Origin of the sequence: Anaeromyxobacter sp. Red801, from assembly GCF_049201065.2 — a bacterium.
In the GTDB taxonomy this organism is placed as follows: domain Bacteria; phylum Myxococcota; class Myxococcia; order Myxococcales; family Anaeromyxobacteraceae; genus Anaeromyxobacter.
The window spans coordinates 3552322-3570231 of record NZ_CM181236.1 but is presented as its reverse complement, the minus strand read 5'-3'; the positions used below and the strand labels follow the sequence as shown (position 1 = coordinate 3570231).

Genomic DNA, 17910 nt, shown 5'->3' with positions numbered 1-17910 from the left:
GGAGCTCCCTCAGATCAGGTGCAGGGCGCCGAGCACGAGGTCCACCAGCTTGATCCCGGCGAAGGGGACCGCGAGCCCGCCCGCGCCGTACAGCAGGACATGGCGCCGGAGCGTCACGCTCGCCGGCGCCGGCCGGAACGCGATCCCCCGGAGCGCCAGCGGGACGAGGGCGATGATGATCAGCGCGTTGAAGATGACGGCCGAGAGGATCGCGCTCTCCGGCGAGCGGAGGCCCATCACGTCCAGCGCGCCGAGCTCGGGGTAGGTGAGCGCGAACGCGGCCGGGACGATGGCGAAGTACTTGGCCACGTCGTTCGCCAGGCTGAACGTGGTGAGCGCCCCGCGCGTCATGAGCAGCTGCTTGCCGATCTCCACGATCTGGATGAGCTTGGTGGGGTTGGAGTCGAGGTCCACCATGTTGCCGGCCTCCTTGGCGGCCTGCGTGCCGGTGTTCATCGCCACCGCGACGTCGGCCTGGGCCAGCGCGGGCGCGTCGTTGGTGCCGTCGCCGGTCATCGCGACCAGGTGACCCCTCGCCTGCCACTCCCGGATGTGCGCGAGCTTCCGCTCCGGGGTGGCCTCGGCCAGGAATTCGTCGACGCCGGCCTCGGCGGCGATCGACGCGGCCGTGAGCGGGTTGTCACCGGTGATCATCACCGTCCGGATGCCCATCCGCCGCAGCTGCGAGAACCTCTCCCGGATCCCGCCCTTCACCACGTCCTTCAGCTCGATCACCCCGAGGGCGCGCGGCCCGTCCACGACGGCGAGCGGGGTGGCGCCGCGGCGCGCCACGCCGTCGGCGATCGCCTGGACCTCCTCCGGGAGGGCCGCGCCGCGGCTCGCCACGAACCGGGCGACCGCGTCGACCGCGCCCTTGCGCAGCGCCCGCTCCCCCACGTCCACGCCGCTCATCCGCGTCTGTGCCGAGAACCCCAGGAACGAGGCCCCGGGCTCGAGCGGACGGCCGCGGAGGCCGTGCCGCTCCTTCGCGAGCACGACGATGCTCCGGCCCTCGGGCGTCTCGTCGGCGACGGAGGCGAGCTGGGCGGCCTCCGCCAGCTCGCGCTCGGAGACACCGTGGGCGGGCAGGAACGCGGCGGCCTGCCGGTCGCCGAGCGTGATGGTGCCGGTCTTGTCGAGCAGGAGGACGTCGACGTCGCCGGCGGCCTCGACGGCACGGCCGGAGGTCGCGATCACGTTCGCCCGGATCATCCGGTCCATCCCGGCGATCCCGATGGCCGAGAGCAGCCCGCCGATCGTGGTGGGGGCGAGGCACACCAGGAGCGCCACCAGCACCGTGAGCCCGACCGGAGCGCCCTGGCCCGATGCCCGGACCGCATGGATGGAGAAGGGCAGGAGCGTCGCCGTCGCGAGCAGGAACACGATGGTGAGCGCGGCGAGGAGGATGTCGAGCGCGATCTCGTTGGGCGTCTTCTGGCGCTTCGCGCCCTCGACCATCGAGATCATGCGGTCCAGGAACGACGAGCCGGCCTCCGCCGACACGCGGACGACGATCCAGTCGGAGAGGACGCGCGTCCCGCCGGTGACCGCGCTCCGGTCGCCGCCGCACTCGCGGATCACCGGCGCGCTCTCGCCCGTGATGGCGCTCTCGTCCACCGACGCGACCCCCTCGACGACGTCGCCGTCCGCGGGGACGATCGCCCCGGCCTCCACGAGCACGAGGTCGCCCCTGCGAAGGAGCGCGGCCGCGACCTCCGCGCGCGCGGCCTCGCGGGACGGGGCCGAGAGGCGGATCGCGACGACGTCTCGGCGCGTCCGCCGGAGTGCGTCGGCCTGCGCTTTCCCGCGGCCCTCCGCCAGCGCCTCCGCGAAGTTCGCGAACAGGACGGTGAACCACAGCCAGAGCGAGACCGCGAGGATGAACGCCGGCCGCCCGTCGCCGCGCCCCGTCGCGAGCGCGTGCAGGAACAGCGCGAGCGTGAAGGCGCTCCCGACCTCCACGGTGAACATGACCGGGTTGCGGAGCATCCGCAGCGGGTGGAGCTTCCGGACGGCGTCGAGCGCGGCGCCGCGCAGGATGGCCGGCGTGGCGAGCGGCGCGGGGGCGGTGGAGGGCTTCCTGCTGGCGGCGGCGTCCATGGCCTACCTCGCGAGGAGCTGCAGGTGCTCGACGACGGGCCCGAGGGCGAGCGCCGGGATGAACGTGAGCGCGCCGACGAGGAGCAAGGTCGCGACGAGCAGGCCGGCGAAGAGCGGGCCGTGCGTCGGCAGCGTCCCGGGTCCGGCGGGGACCCGCGACTTTCGCGCGAGGGACCCGGCGAGCGCGAGGACCGGCAGCATCACCCAGTACCGTCCGACGAGCATCGCGAGCCCGGTGAGGAGCGTCCACCATGGACCGGTCACGCCGAGCCCTCCGAAGGCGGAGCCGTTGTTGTTCGCGGTCGACGAGAGCGCGTACAGCATCTCGGAGAACCCGTGCGGTCCAGGGTTCCCGACCGTGCCGTACGCCGCCGGGATCAGGCAGGCGGCGGCGGTGCCGAAAAGCACCATGGCGGACGGCGCGAGGATGGCGAGGCACGCCATCTTCACGTCGAAGGCCTCGATCTTCTTGCCCAGGTACTCCGGCGTCCGGCCGACCATGAGCCCTGCGACGAAGACCGCCACGATCGCGAAGAGCAGCATCCCGCACAGCCCGGAGCCCACCCCTCCGAACACGACCTCGCCGAGCTGCATCAGCAACATCGGCCAGAGCCCACCGAGCGGCGTGAAGCTGTCGTGCGCGGCGTTCACCGAGCCGTTCGACGCCGCCGTGGTGGCCGCCGCCCAGATCCCGGCGCCGACGGGCCCGATCCGCGCCTCCTTCCCCTCCATGTTGCCGCCGGGCTGGAGCGCGGTGACGGAGGCATCGACCCCGAGCGCCGCCAGCGCCGGGTTTCCGCGCTGCTCCGCCGCGACCGTCGCGACGGTGAGGGGCGCGAGGATCGCGAGCATCGCGGCATAGATCGTCCAGCCCTGGCGCCGGTCCTGCACCAGCGCCCCGAAGGTGAAGCACAGGGCTGCCGGGACGAGGAGGATCGCGAGCGACTCGAGCAGGTCGGTGAGGGGCGTGGGGTTCTCGTACGGATGCGCCGAGTTCGCGCCGTAGTAGCCGCCGCCGTTGGTGCCGAGCTGCTTGATGGCGACCTGCGACGCCACCGGGCCGAGCGGGAGCACCTGCTCGGAGACGCGCTCACCGGTCGCCCCCGGGGACAGGACCGGCCAGCGCGCCTCGGCCGAGAACGTCTGCGGCACGCCCTGCCAGACCAGGGCCAGCGCGAGGGCTGCGGCGAGCGGGAGCAGGAGCCGCAGGGTGATCCGGGTGACGTCCACCCAGAAGCTCCCGAGGCCGCCGGTCGAGCGGGCGACGATCCCGCGCGCGAGCGCCGCGAGCACGGCGATGCCGGTGGCCGCCGAGAGGAAGTTCTGGACCGTCAGCGCGGCCATCTGGACGAGGTGGCTCATGGTCGCCTCGCCGCCGTAGGCCTGCCAGTTGGTGTTGGTGGCGAAGCTGACCGCGGTGTTCCAGGCCACGAGCGGCGCCACCGCCGGAAGGCCGGCGGGGTTCCCCGGGAGCCTCGCCTGGAGCCGCTCCAGGGCGTGGACCGCGAGCAGGCCCGCGGCGTTGAAGATCAGCGCGGCGCCCGCATAGCGGCGCCAGGTCATCTGCTCGGCGGGGTCCACGCCGGCGAGCCGGTAGAGCCCGCGCTCCAGCCGGGCGAGGGGGCCGACGCTCGCCGGACCGTCGGTGGAGAGCACCCGCGCCACGTACGCGCCGAGCGGGACGGCGGCGGCGGTGAGCAGGCCGAAGTAGGCGGCGAGCTCGATCGGCGCGGCGGCGGTCACGACAGCCGCTCCGGGAACAGGAGCGCGAAGCCGAGGTAGCCGAGCAGGGCGACCGTCACGGCGGCGGCGGCGAGGGTGAGCGCGGTCATGGTGGCCTCACAGCCGGTCGAGGAGCGCGACCAGCCCGAACGTCGCGGCGAAGAACGCCAGCGTGAGCCCGACGGTCAGCAGGTCGATCACGTCCGCCTCCTGGCGCGGCGCGCCGCGAAGGCCGAGGCCCACAGCTCCCTCCCGGAGAACAGCGTCCCTGCCGCGGAGAGCCCCAGCTCTCCCTGCGTCCAGGTCCCGAGGTGAGCGAGCGCGCCCGCGATCGGGAGGAGGGCGATCGCGAAGAGGGTCGCGACGACGGCGACGTCCTCCAGCGACCCGTCGCCCGCGGCGGGGCGGCTCGCGGTGCGCGCGGGACCGGGGGCGGCGACCACGCGGAGGTGGGGTGGGACGATGACCACGACGTCTCTCCTTTCGTCCGCGAGGGTAGGCGAACGGCCGTCAGGGCGGGGTCAAGGTGGCGGGCTGCCTCGTCAAGCCGCCGTCAACGGCATGGCATGGGGGTGCGGCGCAGCGGCCCTCGAGCGGCCTTGATGCCGGGTTGATGCCTTCCGGCCACGTCTTGACCCCTCGTTGAGGTGCGCGCCGGCAAGCTCCGGGCATGGCCGCCGGAACACCCGATCGCACCCATCGCGCAGGGGGCCGCGAGCAGGCGGCGCCTGCCGGGACGGCGTCTCGAAGGTTCGCCAGGCTCCGGACGCTCGTCTTCGGCGCGCCGAGGGACGTCCAGGATCCGCGCACCCACCACTCCATCTCGCTCGTCGCGATGCTCGCCTGGGTGGGCCTCGGCGCCGACGGGCTGTCGTCGTCCGCCTACGGTCCCGACGAGGCGTTCCGCGCGCTGGGTGACCACCGCTACCTCGCGGTCGCGCTCGCGCTCGCCACCGCGACGACCGTGCTCGTCATCGCGGTCGCGTACTCGAAGATCATCGAGCGCTTCCCGTTCGGAGGCGGCGGGTACGTCGTCGCGACGGAGCTGCTCGGGCCGCGCGTGGGCGTCGTCTCCGGCTCCTCGCTGCTGGTGGACTACGTCCTCACGATCTCCGTGTCGGTGGCCTCCTGCGGCGACGCCATCTTCAGCTTCCTCCCGCGGGGGCTCGAGGCGTGGAAGCTGCCCGTCGAGGCGCTCGCGATCGGCCTCCTCGTCGTGCTCAACCTGCGTGGCGTGAAGGAGTCCGTCACGATCCTCGCGCCCATCTTCGGCCTCTTCCTCGTCACGCACCTCGTCCTGATCGTGGGCGGCGTCGGCGCGCACCTCCCGGACGTGCCGCGCGTGGCCGGGGAGGTGGGCCACGGGTTCCGCGCGGGCCTGGCCGAGCTCGGCGGACTCGGGCTCCTCGCCATCTTCGTCCGCGCCTACTCCATGGGCGCCGGGACGTACACCGGCATCGAGGCGGTCTCCAACGGCATCCAGATCATGCGCGAGCCGAAGGTGCACACCGCGAAGCGGACCATGGCGTACATGGCGGTCTCGCTCGCCTTCACCGCCGGCGGCATCCTGGTCTGCTACCTCCTGTTCCGCGTCGCGCCCGAGGAGGGCAAGACGATGAACGCGGTGCTGCTCGATCGCTTCGCGGGAGGGTGGAGCCTGGCCGGCGTGCCGGTCGGCCGGGGGTTCGTGGTCGTGGCGCTGCTCGCCGAGGCCGCGCTGCTCGTGGTCGCCGCGCAGGCCGGGTTCATCGACGGGCCGCGGGTCATGGCCAACATGGCCCACGACTCGTGGCTGCCGCACCGCTTCGGCCAGCTCTCGGACCGCCTCACGATCCAGGACGGCGTCCTGCTCATGGGCGGCGCCTCCCTCGCGACCCTGCTCTGGACGCGCGGCGACATCCTGCACCTCGTCACGATGTACTCGATCAACGTGTTCGTGACGTTCTCGCTCTCGCAGCTCGCGATGCTCCGCTACTGGCGGCGGACCCGCGCGAGCGGGCGACGCCGGGGCCTCGCGATCCACGGGGTCGCGTTCGTGCTCTGCCTCGCCATCCTGGTGGGGACCGTCTACGAGAAGGGCGCGCAGGGGGGCTGGATCACCATCCTCGTCACCAGCCTGGTGGTGGGCCTGTGCCTCGCCATCCGTCGCCACTACCGCAGCGTGCAGGCGAACCTCAGGCGGCTCGACGACATCCTCGAGGTGCTGCCGCCGCACCCGCCCGGCCCGCACCCCGTCCTGGATCCGAAGGGCCCGACGGCCGTGCTGCTGGTCGGCGGCTACGGCGGCCTGGGCGTGCACGCGCTCCTCACCATCCAGCGGACGTTCCCGGGACACTTCCGGAACTTCGTGTTCGTGTCGGTCGGCGTCATCGACGCCGCCTCCATGAAGGGGATCGAGGAGGTGGACCGGGTCCGGCTCCGGACGCAGTCCGCGCTCGAGCAGTACGTCGCGCTCGCGCACCGCCTGAAGCTCGCGGCGGACTTCCGGATGGAGATCGGCACCGAGGCGGTCAGCGTGGCGGAGAAGCTGTGTCTCGAGCTCGCCCGCGAGTACCCGCGGAGCGTCGTGTTCGCGGGCAAGCTCGTGTTCCAGCAGGAGCGCTGGTTCCAGCGGCTGCTGCACAACGAGACGGCCTACCAGCTCCAGCGCCGCCTCCAGCTCGGAGGCCTGAACGCGATGGTGCTCCCCGTCCGCGTGCTGGCGCCGGCGTCGCCCTGAGCCCGGCCGCCGCGTCGGCGCGTCGTCGCGCGGCGCGGCCCCCCCCCCGATCGCCCGGGACGCGCATCGACGCGGTGGAGGCGGGCTGCATGCCGGCTGCGGCCGGTGGCGAGGTCGCCCCGCCCGCCGCTCGCCGACGCCGTCTCTTGACGCAGGTGTCGCGGAACCGTCGCGGGCGCAGCGAGCAGGATCGGCTCGCGCGGCGGCAGGGGCCGCGGCGCAGCGGCCCCGACGCCGCACGGAGAATCGACGCATGCACGCACTCGCCGCACTCGCCGCCGCCTCGGCCGTGGCGCTCACTGCCTCGCCGGGCCCCGACTTCGGGACGTTCCGCGACCAGGCCCTGCAGGCCCGCGCGCCGGAGCTGTTCGGCGTCACCGGACCGATCCCGGCCTCGTCCACGCTGAGCATCGCGCCGCAGGTTGCCGAGGCGGACCCGCGCGCGCTCGTCACGCTGGCGCGCAGCCTCCAGGCGCGCGTCGTCTCGGCCGCCCCGGGCCTCGGCGCCAGCATCGACATGATGGCGCTGTGGCCCTCCGACGAGCGCCCGACGCACCTCATCGCCTGCAACGAGCAGGGCGCCGCGCAGCCCGGGCTCCAGCGCATCCGCCTGTCCGACGGCGCGGTCGAGACGATCCTCGCAGGCACCATCTCCTGCGATCCGGTGCGGCGGACGCCCTGGGGCACGATCATCGCGGGGGAGGAGTCCGGCGCCGACGGCTCGCTCATCGAGGTGCTCGACCCGCTCGCCGTCACCGGCGCCACCTACGACCACGCCGCCCGCACCGTCTCCGGCCCGGGCGCGGGCCTCGTCGCGGCGCGGCCCGCGGTGGGCCGGCTCTCCTGGGAGGGCATCGGCCTGCTCCCGAACGGCGTCATGTACTACGGCGACGAGAACCGTCCCTCCCGCGGCACCGCGGGCGGGGCGTACTTCAAGTTCGTGCCCGCCGTGCCGTGGACGGGCGGCCCGGCGATCCGGAGCCTCGACCGGTCGCCGCTCGCCGCGGGCGCGGTCTACGGGCTGCGCCTCGGGCGTCGCAGCGGTGGGACCGACCACGGGCAGGGGACGAACACGGGCCTCGGCAGCTGGATCCCGGTCGCCGCCGCCGACGTCGGCAACCTCCGCGCCGCCGCCGCCGCGCTGAGGCTCACGGGCTACTACCGCCCCGAGGACATCGACCTCGACGGCGCGGCGCTGGCCGCGGGGCGCGTCCGGTTCTGCGCGAACAACACCGGGAACGAGGCGGACGACTGGAGCTGGGGCGAGACCCTCTGCGTGAGCGACGGCACCCTGGGCGAGGCCGCGGCGGGCACCGCCGTCCCCGAGGTGCAGCTCCTCGTCCCCGGCAACCCCGAGCTCGCCATGATGGACAACCTCGCCTGGCAGCCGGGTCGCGGGAGCTGGATCATCCACGAGGACGGCGACGGGCCCGAGGCCGGCCGGAACAACGACCTGTGGGCGTGCCTGGAGGACGGGACGGATCCGGACGATCAGTCGGACGGCTGCATCCGCATCGCGACGCTGAACGACCTGAACGCGGAGTGGACGGGCGGGTTCTTCGACGCGAGCGGCACCCACTTCTACGTGAGCGTGCAGCACAACGTCACCGGCCACGGCGTCATCCTCGACGTGACCGGCTGGCGGTAGCGGGCCGCCGTCGCGCGCCCCGGATCCGCGCGGGGTCCGGGGCCGCGCGGCGGCCGGGCGGGCGCCGTGGGCGCGTCGCGCGCGCCGGGGGCGGCGCGGCCGAGCCACCACCATCGCGTGACCCCACGGCGGCGCGGAATTCGGCGTGACGGCGTGCGTTCCCCTGCTCGTGGCGGGTGCGCGGGATCGCGCACCCCTCCCGCGAGCCCGGCCCCCCCCCACCCGCCGGGCGAGAGGAGCTCCATGAAGATCTCCGCTCCGGCAGCGACCGCGCCCCTGATCGCCTCCCTCCTGCTCGCCGCCTGCGGAGGTGGCGGCGGCGGCTCCACGCCCGGCGCCGGGGCGGCGGGGACCATCAGCGGCGCCGTGGTGCTCGGGCCGGTGGCGGGCGCGAAGGTCCGCGCGTACGCGCTGAGCGGGGGGACGCAGGGCGCGCAGGTCGGCGAGGCGACCACCGACGCGGCGGGGCGCTTCACGGTCGCCATCGGCCACCACGCCGGGCCGGTGATGCTGCTCGCGACCGGCGGCAGCTACGTGGACGAGGCCACCGGCGCGTCGATGGCGCCCGGGGCCGGCGACGCGCTCGCCTGCGCGATCCCGTCCGTCGCCGCCGATGCCGCCACGGCCGGCATCCAGGTCACGCCGCTCACCACCATGGCGCGCGCCCGGGCGGCCGCCATGCCCGGCGGGATGACCGAGGCGAACGTCGCGGCCGCGAACGCGGTGGTGGGCGCGTACTTCCAGGCCGGCGACGTGCTCCGCGTCGCGCCCATGGATCCGACCGCCGCGGGCGCGGGCGCCGGCGCGACGCAGGACGAGCGCGACTACGGGATGGCGCTCGCCGCCATGTCCCAGGAGGCGATGGCGCTCGGGATGACCTCGTCCGCGGGGATGGCGACCGCGATGGCGGCGGACGCGTCGGACGGCGTGATGGACGGGATGATGGGCACGACGCCGGTCTCCATGGGCGGCATGGGTGGGATGAGCGGCGGGACGATGGCGCCGACGGCCGGGACCACGGGCCTCGCCGACGCGATGCGCGCCTTCCTCGCATCGGCGCGGAACCGATCCGGCCTGACCGCGGACGACCTGCAGGCGTGCCTCGGGCAACTCTCGGGCGCGGGCGGGCAGCTGCCCGGCGGCACGGGGCAGGGCGCAGGGCAGGGGATGATGACCGGGACCGCGTTCATGGGCGCCATGTCCGGCGGCACGGTGACGGCGTACGCGGTGAGCGGCGGCGCTCGCGGCCAGGCGCTCGCCGCCGCGCCGCTCGGCGCGTCGGGCGCGTTCAGCGTCGGCCTGGGCGCGTACTCGGGGCCGGTGATGCTCGAGGTGGCCGGCGCGACCTTCGAGGACGAGGCCACCGGGACGTCGATGCCGATGGCGTCCGGCGACGTGCTCACCGCGTGCATCCCGTCGGTGGCATCGGGCGCGACCACCTCGGGCGTGCAGGTGACGCCGCTCACCACCATGGCCCAGGCGATGGCGCAGGGCATGCCGGGCGGCATGACGGCGGCGACCGCGGCGGCCGCCAACGCCGGGATCGGCAGCTACTTCATGGCGGGCGACGTCCTCGGGACGATGCCGATGGATCCGTCGGTCGCGGGGTCGGGGACCGGCGCGACCCAGGACCAGCGCGACCACGGGATGGCCATCGCCGCCATGTCCGAGTACGCGCGGAGCGTCGGGATGACCGGCTCCTCGTCGGCGATGGTGACGGCCATGGCCGAGGACGCGAGCGACGGCGTGATGAACGGGATGATGGGCGGCACCGGCATCTCGATGGGCGGCATGGGCGGCGGCATGATGGGCGGCGGCCCGGGCATGATGTCCGCGACCGCGGGCACCACCGGGCTCTCCGGTGCCATGACCGCGTTCGCCGGCTCCGCCATGAACCGGTCGGGCGTGACGCTCGCGAGCGTCCAGGCGCTGGTGAACCAGCTCGCCGGCTCCACCGGCGCGATCCCCTGAGCGGCCCGGCAAGTCCGCTCGCCCTTCGACGGGCTCAGGGCGAGCGGAGCCGCGGTGGCCGCGCTACGGCGCGGGCGCCAGGTGATAGAGCATCACGTACACGACGACGCCCGTCACCGACACGTACATCCAGACCGGCAGCGCCGCGCGCGCGATGCGGCGGTGATCCGGGAAGCGGGCGCGGAACGCCAGGAACAGCGTCCGGAGCACGAGCGGCGCGGCCAGGGCGGCGAGCAGGGTGTGCGACCCGAGCACGGCCAGGTAGGCCGCGCGGAGCGCGCCGCCGCCGGGGAAGCGGTGCGTGCCGGTCAGCGCGATGCGCGTGAAGTAGCCGACCAGGAACAGCACCGAGCTGCCGCAGGCGGCGAGCATGAGCGCGCGGTGGACGTCGCGGGCGCCGCGGCGGATCGCCACGAAGCCGGCGAGGAGCAGCGCGGCGCTGGTGCCGTTCAGCACGGCGTTCACGGTGGGGAGGATCTCGGCGAGGGTCATGCGCGCGGGGCCCGGCGGGTGGAGAGGACGGCGGCGGCGAGGGCGATCGCCGCGAACGCGGCCAGCACGGCCAGATCGCGCGCGGCGGAGCCGGGCAGCGCGCCCGGGGCGTCGGGCCCGGCCAGGGCGCGGCGCGCGGCCGAGACCGCGTAGGACACAGGGTTCCAGCGCATCGCGGCGGCGAACCCGGGCCGGTCGGCCGGCACCGGGAACATCGCGCCGGAGATCACCCACAGCGGCACGAGCAGCGTCATCTGAACCGCGTGGTAGCCCTGCACGTTGTCGATGAACCAGGCCACCGCGAAGCCGAGGGCCGCGAGCCCCACCGCGGCGAGCGCCAGCGCCGCCACCAGGAGCGGCCAGTCGATGGCGCCGTACGGGAAGCCCGCCGCGGGCGCGAGGAGCAGGAACAGCGCCGCCTGGCTGAGCGCCACGGAGGCGGAGCCGAGCGTCTTGCCCGCCACCAGCGACGCGCGCGAGCCGGGCCCGGCCAGCACGCCCTGCAGGAAGCCGCGGTGCCGGTCCTCGATGACCGAGAGCGTGGTGAAGATCGACGCGAACAGCACCACCATCAGGACCACGCCCGGGAAGAAGTAGGCGAGGTAGCCGGTGCCGCTGCCGGCCATGCGGAACGTGCCGGACATGCCGGAGCCGATGACGAACCAGAAGATCAGCGGCTGGCCCAGGGCGCCGGCGAGCCGGGACGGCTGACGGAAGAAGCGGACCAGGTCGCGGCGCCACAGCACCAGCGCGGTGGCGACGTCGTAGGCGAGGGCCGGGCCGGGCGCCGGCAGCGGCGCGGCGGGGGCGGCGCCGGCGGGCGGCGCGGCGCGGGGGGCGGGTTCGGCGCGGGCCGGGCTCACGCGGCCACCTCCGCGGCGTCCTCGAGCGACGCGCCGGTGAGCGCCAGGTAGGCGTCGGCGAGCGTGGGGCGCCGCAGCGAGACGGCGCGCAGCCGCCCGGCCGGGAACGCCTCGACGATCCGCGGCACCAGCGTGTGCCCGGCCTCGCGCTCGACGTGGACCGCGCCGTCGCGCACGCGCGCGGGGAGGCCCAGCCGCGCGCGGATCTCCGCGGCGAGCGCGTCCGGCGCGTCCGCCTCGACCACCACCACGTCGCCCGGCACCCGCGCGCGCAGCGCCTCCGGCGACTCGCAGGCGACCACCGCGCCGCCGGAGAGCACCGCCAGCCGGTCGCAGCGCTCGGCCTCGTCGGGCCGGTGGGTGGTGAGCACCACGGTGAGCCCCTGGTCGCGCCGGAGCGCCAGGACCTCGTCCCAGAACGCCTGGAACGCGCCGGCGTCGAGCCCGGTGGTGGGCTCGTCCATCACCAGCAGCGCCGGCCGGTGCACCAGCGCGCGGGCCAGCTCGACGCGCCGGCGCATGCCGCCGGAGAAGCGGTCCACCGGCTCGCGGGCGCGATCGGCCAGGCCCGCGCCGGCGAGCAGCGCGGCGATCCGGCGGCGGGCCTCGGCCCGAGGGACGCGGTGCATGGCGGCGGCGAGGCGCAGGTTCTCCTCGGCGGAGAGCTTCCCGTCGAGGCCGGGCGACTGGAACACGATGCCGGAGGCGGCCCGGAGCGCGCGGGCGCCGGCGGGGATCTCGCGGCCGTCCAGCCAGAAGCGACCGGCCGCCGGCGGCAGCAGGCCGGCCAGGATCGAGAACAGCGTGGACTTGCCCGCGCCGTTCGGCCCGAGCAGCCCGAACACCTCGCCGGCGCGGACCTCCAGCGAGACGCCTCGCAGCACCTCGCGCGCGCCGTGGCGGAACGCGACGTCCTTCAGCGCGAGGCGCGCGGGAGCAGCGGCCGGCATGGCGGCGGGGGCGGGCACGTCAGCGCGAGAGGAAGAGGGCCACGAACAGGACGGTCAGGTGGACGAGGGTCCCGAGGAAGAACGTGCGCGCCCAGCGCCCGCCCTCGCGGCCGATGCCGGAGATGGCGTAGGCGGAGAGCGCGAGCCCCAGCACCGCGGCGGTGATCGCGTAGCCGGTGCCGGCGAGGCCCAGCGGCACGAGCGCCAGCGAGGCGGGCAGGAGCAGGATCGTGGTCAGCGCCATCCAGAGCCGGGTGGCGCGCTCGCCGTGCACCGAGGCGAACATGCGCAGCCCGCCGCGCTGGTAGTCCTCGCGGAGGTACAGCGAGATGGCGAGGAAGTGCGGGAGCTGCCACGCGAACAGCAGCCCGAACAGCGCCAGGCCGCCGGCGTCCACGCCGCCGGTCACCGACGTCCAGCCCATGAGCGGCGGGATGGCCCCCGGCACCGCGCCCACGAACAGCGCCGTCGCCGACCGCTGCTTCATGGGCGTGTACACGAGCACGTAGGTCAGGAGCGCGACCAGCGCGAGCAGGGCGGTGAGCCCGTTGGCGGCGAGCGACAGGATCGGGATCGCGAACGCGGGCGCGGCGATGCCCAGCCCGAGCGCCACGAACGGATCGACGCGGCCGGCGGGCAGCGGGCGGTCGCGGGTCCGCCGCATGCGCGCGTCGATGTCGCGCTCGAGGTAGCAGTTGAGCGCGTTGGCGGCGCCGACCACCACCGCGGTGGCGAGGACGGTCAGCACGGCGCGGGCCGTGCCGATGTGGCCGGGCGCGAGCCACATGCCCCCGGCGCAGGTGATCATCACCAGCCCCGAGAGCCGCGGCTTCGAGAGGAGGAGGAGGTCCTTGAGGTAGGCGAGCGGCTGCGGAGCGGTGCGGGCCTGCGCGGTGGCGACGGTCACCGCGAGCACTTAGTCAGGGCTCGGCAGGGGGTCAACGTCGCGTTAGGGGCCTCGCCCGGGTGCCGGGCGCGGCGCGCGCGGATCCATGGCCCGGACGGGCGACGCGCGCCGTGAATTGACGAACCGTGAATCCGGCCGCACGCCCGCGCAGGGGCGCGGCGGCGGCTCAGGGCTCGTCGTCCTCGGCGGCCTCGTCCACGTCGTCCGCGTCGTCCTCGAGGTCCTCGGTGTCGACCTCGACCTCGTCGGCCTCGGGCTCGACCGGGCGGGCGGCCGCCCGCGCCCTGCGCTCGGGCGCCGGCGGCTTCAGGGCCGGGCTCTCGCGCTGGTCCGCCCCGCACTTCGGGCAGACCGGGACCGGCTTCTTCATGTCGTAGAACTTGGTGCCGCACTTGAAGCAGCTGTGCTTGGTCCCGAGGTCCTTGGCAGGCATGTTTCCTCGTCCTGGGCGGAGAGACCGGGCCTTTATCCCAACGAAAGCGGCGGCGTCAAACGGAAATGGCGCCGCACCGCTCGACCGCCGGGGCGGGGCCGCGCTAGAACCCCGCCATGCAGCAGATCCACCGGCTGGAGCGGAAGCTCCTGCGCGCGACGGCAGAGGCCATCCGCGACTTCGATCTCGTCTCCCAGGGCGACCGGATCATGGTCGCCGTCTCCGGGGGCAAGGACAGCTACACCCTGCTCCACCTGCTCATGCGGCTGCGCGAGCGGGCCCCCATCGACTTCGACCTGGTCGCGGTGAACCTCGACCAGGGGCAGCCCGGCTTCCCGGCGCAGGTGGTGGAGGATCACCTCCGGTCGCTGGGCGTCCCGTACCGCATGCTGCAGCGCGACACCTACTCGGTGGTGCGCCGGCTCGTGCCGGAGGGGAAGACCACCTGCCCGGTCTGCTCGCGCCTGCGGCGCGGCGTCCTCTACAACGCCGCCGTGGAGATGGGCTGCACCAAGATCGCGCTCGGGCACCATCGCGACGACCTCGTCGAGACGCTGCTCCTCTCGGCGCTCTACTCCGGGGCGCTGAAGAGCATGCCGCCCAAGCTCCGCTCGCGCGACGGCCGGAACGTGGTCATCCGGCCGCTCTGCTACGCGGCGGAGGAGGACGTCGCCGCGTTCGCCGAGGCGATGCGCTTCCCCATCGTCCCCTGCGACCTGTGCGGCTCCCAGCCCAACCTGCGCCGCAAGCGCGTGAAGCGCCTGCTGGCGGAGCTGTCCGCCGAGCACCCGGCGGTGAAGGGCAACCTGCTCCACGCGCTCGGGCACGTGGTGCCCTCGCACCTGCTCGACCGCGACCTCCACCGCCAGCTCGCCGACGCGACCGGCCGCGATCCCTGGCTCGACGCCGAGGACGAGGAGGCGGAGGACTGCGGCGAGCCCGCCGGCGACGGCGTGGTGTCGCTGGGCGGCGCGCGCGGCGAGCGGTAGCATCCGCGCATGCGCTCCGTTCCCGCCGAGGCGATCCGCACCCCGCGCGACCTCGCGCCGTACCTCGACCACACCGTGCTCGCGCCCGGCGCGACGCTCGACGACGTGCGCCGCGCCTGCGCCGAGGCCCGCGCGCACCGGTTCGCCGGGGTGTGCGTGCGCGCGGACGCGGTGGCGGAGGTCCGGCGCGCGCTGGAGGGCAGCGGCGTGCTGGCGATCGCGGTGGTGGACTTCCCGCGCGGCGAGGCGAGCACCGAGGCGCGGGTGGCGGAGGCGCGCGAGGCGGCGCGGCGCGGCGCGGAGGAGCTGGACCTCGTCGTCCGGCTGCCGGCGCTGCTCGCCGGCCGCCACGAGGAGGTGCTCGACGACCTGCGCGCGGTGATCGGGGCGGTGGCGGTGCCGGTGAAGGTCATCCTCGAGACCTCGCGCCTCACCCGCGACCAGAAGGTCGTGGCGGCGGCGCTCGCCCGCTGCGCCGGCGCCGCCTACGTGAAGACCTCCACCGGGTTCGCCGGGGGCGGCGCCACGGTGGAGGACGTGGCCCTGCTGCGCTCGGTGGTGGGCGAGCAGGTCGGCGTCAAGGCGTCCGGCGGGATCCGCACCGCGGAGGCGGCCCGGGCCATGCTCGCGGCCGGGGCGAGCCGCATCGGCGCCTCCGCCTCGGTGGCGCTCGTGTCCGGCGCCTTCCCGTGACCGCGCCGGGCGGCGCCCCCGCGGTTAGGATCCGGGCATGAACCGCCGCCGCCTCGTCATCCTGGTCGCCGACAGCGCCGGCTGCGGCGCGCTCCCCGACGCCGCCGCCTACGGCGACGAGGGGTCCGACACGCTCGGCAACACCAGCCGCGCCGTGGGCGGCCTCTCGCTGCCGGTGCTGGGCCGGATGGGCCTCGGCCACCTGACCGCCATCCAGGGCGTGCCGCCCGACCCCGCGCCCGCCGCGTTCCACGGGCGCATGGCGGAGCGCTCGGAGGGCAAGGACACCACCACCGGCCACTGGGAGATGATGGGCGTGGTGCTGCGCGAGGGGCTGCGCACGTTCCCGCGCGGCTTCCCGCCGGAGATCCTCGAGGCGTTCGTCCGGGAGACCGGCGCGCCGGGCGTCCTCGGGAACACCGTCGCGAGCGGCACGGTGATCATCCAGGAGCTGGGCGAGGAGCACCAGCGCACCGGGAAGCCCATCGTCTACACCTCGGCCGACTCCGTGTTCCAGGTGGCGGCCCACACCGACACGGTGCCCCTCGAGACGCTGTACGCCTGGTGCCGGACGGCGCGGCGCATCCTCGATCCGTGGCGCGTGGCGCGGGTGATCGCGCGGCCGTTCGTGGGGACGCCGGGGGAGTACGCGCGCACGTACGACCGCAAGGACTTCTCCATGCCGCCGCCGGCGCCGACCGTGCTGGAGCGGCTGGTCGAGGCGGGCGTGCCGGTGGTCGGGGTCGGGAAGATCCCCGACATCTTCGACCGGCGCGGCATCACCGAGGAGATCCACACGGCCGGCAACGCCGACGGCCTGGCCCGCACCGCGGCGCTCCTCGACCGGGTGGACCGCGGGCTCGTCTTCGTGAACCTGGTGGACTTCGACATGCTCTACGGTCACCGCAACGATCCGGCCGGTTACGCGCGGGCGCTGGAGGAGCTGGACCGCGGGCTGCCGGCCATCCTCGACCGCCTCGGGCCGGGCGAGCTCCTGGCGCTCACCGCCGACCACGGCTGCGATCCGACCACCCCGTCCACCGATCACTCGCGCGAGTACGTGCCGCTGCTCGTGCACGCGCCCGGGCGCGGCGGCGGCGACCTCGGCACGCGCGCCACCTTCGCCGACCTCGGGGCCACGGTGGCGGAGTACTTCGGCGTCCGCGCCGAGGTGGGCACGAGCTTCCTCCCCGAGGTGACGCGGTGAGCGAGGCGGGGGTGGCGGGCGCGGCGGGGGCCGGGCGCGGCGCGCCGCACGCGGCCGCGGTGCCGGCGCCGGACGCCGGCCGGCTGGAGCGCGCCCGGTGGGCGGCGGGCGAGGTGCTGCGCGCGGCCCGGCTCCTGGCCGACGACGCGGCGCTGCGCCGGGCGGCGCTGGTGCCGGTCGCGCTGACGGCCGCCGGGTGCGCCGTGTTCGCGGCGCTCACCGCGGCCGGCGACGCGGCGGACGGCGAGGTCACCGGGCCCGGCGCGCTCCACCTGTTCACCGTTGCGTTCGTCGGCCTCGCCTCGATGCCGCCCACCCTCCTGCAGCGCCAGTGGCTCCGGGTGGCGCTCGAGGCGCGCCGCGCGCTCGGCCTGCCCGCCGGCGAGGATCCGTTCGCCGGCCAGGGCTGGGTCCGCCGGGTGGCGCGCGAGTGGGTGAAGGCGCTGCGCCAGGCGGTGGTGGTCTCGGCGGGCCTGTTCCCGGTGGTGGTGGTGCTGTCGATGCTGCCCGGCAGGAAGCCCGTCACCGCGGCGCTGGGCGTCGCCTGGGCGTTCTACTGGGTCCTGGTGGACGCGTTCGAGCTGCCGCTCGAGGCCGTCCCCGGCCCGCGCCGGGGCGCCGGCACGCCCTGGTACGCGCGGGCGCTCCAGCGGCTGGCGGCGGCGCTCTGGGTGCTGCGGCCGTTCGGCTGGGCCGGCCGCGTGCTGGCGCGCCTGACGCGGCCCTGGAACGAGGAGGTCCGCTTCACCGAGCGTCACCCGTGGGAGACCGCCGGCTTCGGCCTGGCCGTCGGCGCGGCGCTGGCGATCCCGGGGGTGGGCTTCTTCTTCCGCGCCATCGGGATCGTGGCCGCGACCTCGCTGAACGCGCGCCTCGAGGGCGACGCCGCCGAGGCGGGGGGCGAGGCGGCTGGCGGCGCGGGGGCGGCGCCGCAGGACGGCGCCCCGCCCGCCGCTCACGCGTCTCCGTCGCCCGGCTCGTCCGCGACGTAGGTCGGGTACACGCCCAGCACCTCCTCGTCGCCGGCGAGGAGCCGGTCCGCGAGCGCCTCGAGCGCCGCGCCGTCCGGCCCCGCGAACACCGCCGCCAGCCGGCGGTCGCCGTCGCCGCCCTCCAGCTCCAGCGCCGGCTCGGAGAGCAGCCGCACGGCGACCCGGGGCGCCGCCCCCGGCACGGTCTCGATCACCACCCCCGCGACGAGCATGTGGACCTCCGT

At 75.3% G+C, this 17910-nt stretch carries 17 protein-coding genes; 7 read left to right on the top strand and 10 right to left on the bottom strand.

What is annotated here, in order from left to right; translation table 11 throughout:
• Nucleotides 1–9: 9 nt before the first annotated feature.
• The 4 genes from kdpB to ACOQFB_RS16450 are packed head-to-tail and all read right to left on the bottom strand — an operon-like array spanning nt 10 to nt 4065.
• On the bottom strand, nt 10–2100 hold the full coding sequence (kdpB, locus tag ACOQFB_RS16465) for a potassium-transporting ATPase subunit KdpB (protein WP_421609427.1): 2091 nt from the start codon (nt 2098–2100) through the stop codon (nt 10–12).
• 3 nt (nt 2101–2103) lie between these two features.
• Nucleotides 2104–3843, bottom strand: a complete 1740-nt coding sequence (gene kdpA / locus ACOQFB_RS16460; RefSeq protein ID WP_421609426.1) for a potassium-transporting ATPase subunit KdpA — start codon at nt 3841–3843, stop codon at nt 2104–2106.
• Complete coding sequence (gene kdpF, locus ACOQFB_RS16455; protein WP_082100249.1) at nt 3840–3932, bottom strand: K(+)-transporting ATPase subunit F; 93 nt, start codon at nt 3930–3932, stop codon at nt 3840–3842. The genes kdpA and kdpF overlap by 4 nt, the downstream gene beginning before the upstream one ends.
• Before the next feature lie 7 nt (nt 3933–3939).
• Entirely contained in the window at nt 3940–4065 is a 126-nt protein-coding gene (locus tag ACOQFB_RS16450) for a hypothetical protein (RefSeq protein ID WP_272946362.1), read from the bottom strand.
• Nucleotides 4066–4492: 427 nt separating this feature from the next.
• Here ACOQFB_RS16450 and ACOQFB_RS16445 point away from each other — a divergent pair, with 427 nt between their 5' ends.
• The 3 genes from ACOQFB_RS16445 (at nt 4493) to ACOQFB_RS16435 (ending at nt 10160) form a co-directional block, all read left to right on the top strand.
• The gene (locus tag ACOQFB_RS16445; RefSeq protein ID WP_421609425.1) at nt 4493–6541 is read left to right on the top strand and encodes an APC family permease; all 2049 of its coding nucleotides are present in this window, start codon (nt 4493–4495) and stop codon (nt 6539–6541) included.
• A 253-nt stretch (nt 6542–6794) separates the two neighbouring features.
• Nucleotides 6795–8189: a PhoX family protein gene (locus ACOQFB_RS16440; protein WP_421609424.1), complete on the top strand. Its 1395-nt coding sequence runs from the start codon at nt 6795–6797 to the stop codon at nt 8187–8189.
• A 243-nt stretch (nt 8190–8432) separates the two neighbouring features.
• Nucleotides 8433–10160: a hypothetical protein gene (locus tag ACOQFB_RS16435; protein ID WP_421609423.1), complete on the top strand. Its 1728-nt coding sequence runs from the start codon at nt 8433–8435 to the stop codon at nt 10158–10160.
• A 63-nt stretch (nt 10161–10223) separates the two neighbouring features.
• On the opposite strand, the gene ACOQFB_RS16430 is transcribed toward ACOQFB_RS16435, so the two are convergent.
• The 5 genes from ACOQFB_RS16430 to ACOQFB_RS16410 all read right to left on the bottom strand — a co-directional run bounded on the left by ACOQFB_RS16430 (nt 10224) and on the right by ACOQFB_RS16410 (nt 13805).
• A complete protein-coding gene (locus ACOQFB_RS16430) occupies nt 10224–10652 on the bottom strand; it encodes a DUF420 domain-containing protein (protein ID WP_059439190.1) in 429 nt (142 codons plus the stop codon).
• Nucleotides 10649–11515 (bottom strand): ABC transporter permease, encoded by an 867-nt coding sequence (locus tag ACOQFB_RS16425; protein WP_059439189.1) that lies wholly within the window; start codon nt 11513–11515, stop codon nt 10649–10651. The genes ACOQFB_RS16430 and ACOQFB_RS16425 overlap by 4 nt, the downstream gene beginning before the upstream one ends.
• A complete protein-coding gene (locus ACOQFB_RS16420; protein ID WP_421609422.1) occupies nt 11512–12483 on the bottom strand; it encodes an ABC transporter ATP-binding protein in 972 nt (323 codons plus the stop codon). Before ACOQFB_RS16420 ends, ACOQFB_RS16425 begins: the two co-directional genes overlap by 4 nt.
• Before the next feature lies 1 nt (nt 12484).
• Nucleotides 12485–13372: a heme o synthase gene (cyoE, locus tag ACOQFB_RS16415; protein WP_193388393.1), complete on the bottom strand. Its 888-nt coding sequence runs from the start codon at nt 13370–13372 to the stop codon at nt 12485–12487.
• Between the two features lie 166 nt (nt 13373–13538).
• Nucleotides 13539–13805 (bottom strand): TIGR02300 family protein, encoded by a 267-nt coding sequence (locus tag ACOQFB_RS16410; protein WP_059439186.1) that lies wholly within the window; start codon nt 13803–13805, stop codon nt 13539–13541.
• Between the two features lie 116 nt (nt 13806–13921).
• Here ACOQFB_RS16410 and ttcA point away from each other — a divergent pair, with 116 nt between their 5' ends.
• From ttcA to ACOQFB_RS16390, 4 genes are read left to right on the top strand one after another with little or no spacing between them, the layout of a single operon-like run.
• Entirely contained in the window at nt 13922–14794 is an 873-nt protein-coding gene (ttcA, locus tag ACOQFB_RS16405) for a tRNA 2-thiocytidine(32) synthetase TtcA (RefSeq protein ID WP_059439185.1), read from the top strand.
• Nucleotides 14795–14803: 9 nt separating this feature from the next.
• The gene (gene deoC, locus ACOQFB_RS16400) at nt 14804–15487 is read left to right on the top strand and encodes a deoxyribose-phosphate aldolase (RefSeq protein WP_059439184.1); all 684 of its coding nucleotides are present in this window, start codon (nt 14804–14806) and stop codon (nt 15485–15487) included.
• 37 nt (nt 15488–15524) lie between these two features.
• Complete coding sequence (locus tag ACOQFB_RS16395) at nt 15525–16694, top strand: phosphopentomutase (protein WP_059439183.1); 1170 nt, start codon at nt 15525–15527, stop codon at nt 16692–16694.
• On the top strand, nt 16691–17686 hold the full coding sequence (locus ACOQFB_RS16390; RefSeq protein ID WP_421609421.1) for a hypothetical protein: 996 nt from the start codon (nt 16691–16693) through the stop codon (nt 17684–17686). The genes ACOQFB_RS16395 and ACOQFB_RS16390 overlap by 4 nt, the downstream gene beginning before the upstream one ends.
• Here ACOQFB_RS16390 and ACOQFB_RS16385 read toward each other — a convergent pair.
• Nucleotides 17650–17898 carry a hypothetical protein gene (locus ACOQFB_RS16385; RefSeq protein WP_059438781.1) on the bottom strand — a complete coding sequence of 83 codons (249 nt, stop codon included), beginning with the start codon at nt 17896–17898 and terminating at the stop codon, nt 17650–17652. The two genes, ACOQFB_RS16390 and ACOQFB_RS16385, sit on opposite strands and share 37 nt — an antisense overlap.
• Nucleotides 17899–17910: the final 12 nt, after the last annotated feature.

Bases quoted from the DNA above. Each gene is read 5' to 3' on its own strand.
- kdpB (WP_421609427.1), bottom strand. From the start codon at position 2,100: ATGGACGCCGCCGCCAGCAGGAAGCCCTCCACCGCCCCCGCGCCGCTC.
- kdpF (WP_082100249.1), bottom strand. From the start codon at position 3,932: ATGACCGCGCTCACCCTCGCCGCCGCCGCCGTGACGGTCGCCCTGCTC.
- ACOQFB_RS16445 (WP_421609425.1), top strand. From the start codon at position 4,493: ATGGCCGCCGGAACACCCGATCGCACCCATCGCGCAGGGGGCCGCGAG.
- ACOQFB_RS16440 (WP_421609424.1), top strand. From the start codon at position 6,795: ATGCACGCACTCGCCGCACTCGCCGCCGCCTCGGCCGTGGCGCTCACT.
- ACOQFB_RS16435 (WP_421609423.1), top strand. From the start codon at position 8,433: ATGAAGATCTCCGCTCCGGCAGCGACCGCGCCCCTGATCGCCTCCCTC.
- ACOQFB_RS16430 (WP_059439190.1), bottom strand. From the start codon at position 10,652: ATGACCCTCGCCGAGATCCTCCCCACCGTGAACGCCGTGCTGAACGGC.
- ACOQFB_RS16410 (WP_059439186.1), bottom strand. From the start codon at position 13,805: ATGCCTGCCAAGGACCTCGGGACCAAGCACAGCTGCTTCAAGTGCGGC.
- ttcA (WP_059439185.1), top strand. From the start codon at position 13,922: ATGCAGCAGATCCACCGGCTGGAGCGGAAGCTCCTGCGCGCGACGGCA.
- deoC (WP_059439184.1), top strand. From the start codon at position 14,804: ATGCGCTCCGTTCCCGCCGAGGCGATCCGCACCCCGCGCGACCTCGCG.
- ACOQFB_RS16395 (WP_059439183.1), top strand. From the start codon at position 15,525: ATGAACCGCCGCCGCCTCGTCATCCTGGTCGCCGACAGCGCCGGCTGC.
- ACOQFB_RS16385 (WP_059438781.1), bottom strand. From the start codon at position 17,898: ATGCTCGTCGCGGGGGTGGTGATCGAGACCGTGCCGGGGGCGGCGCCC.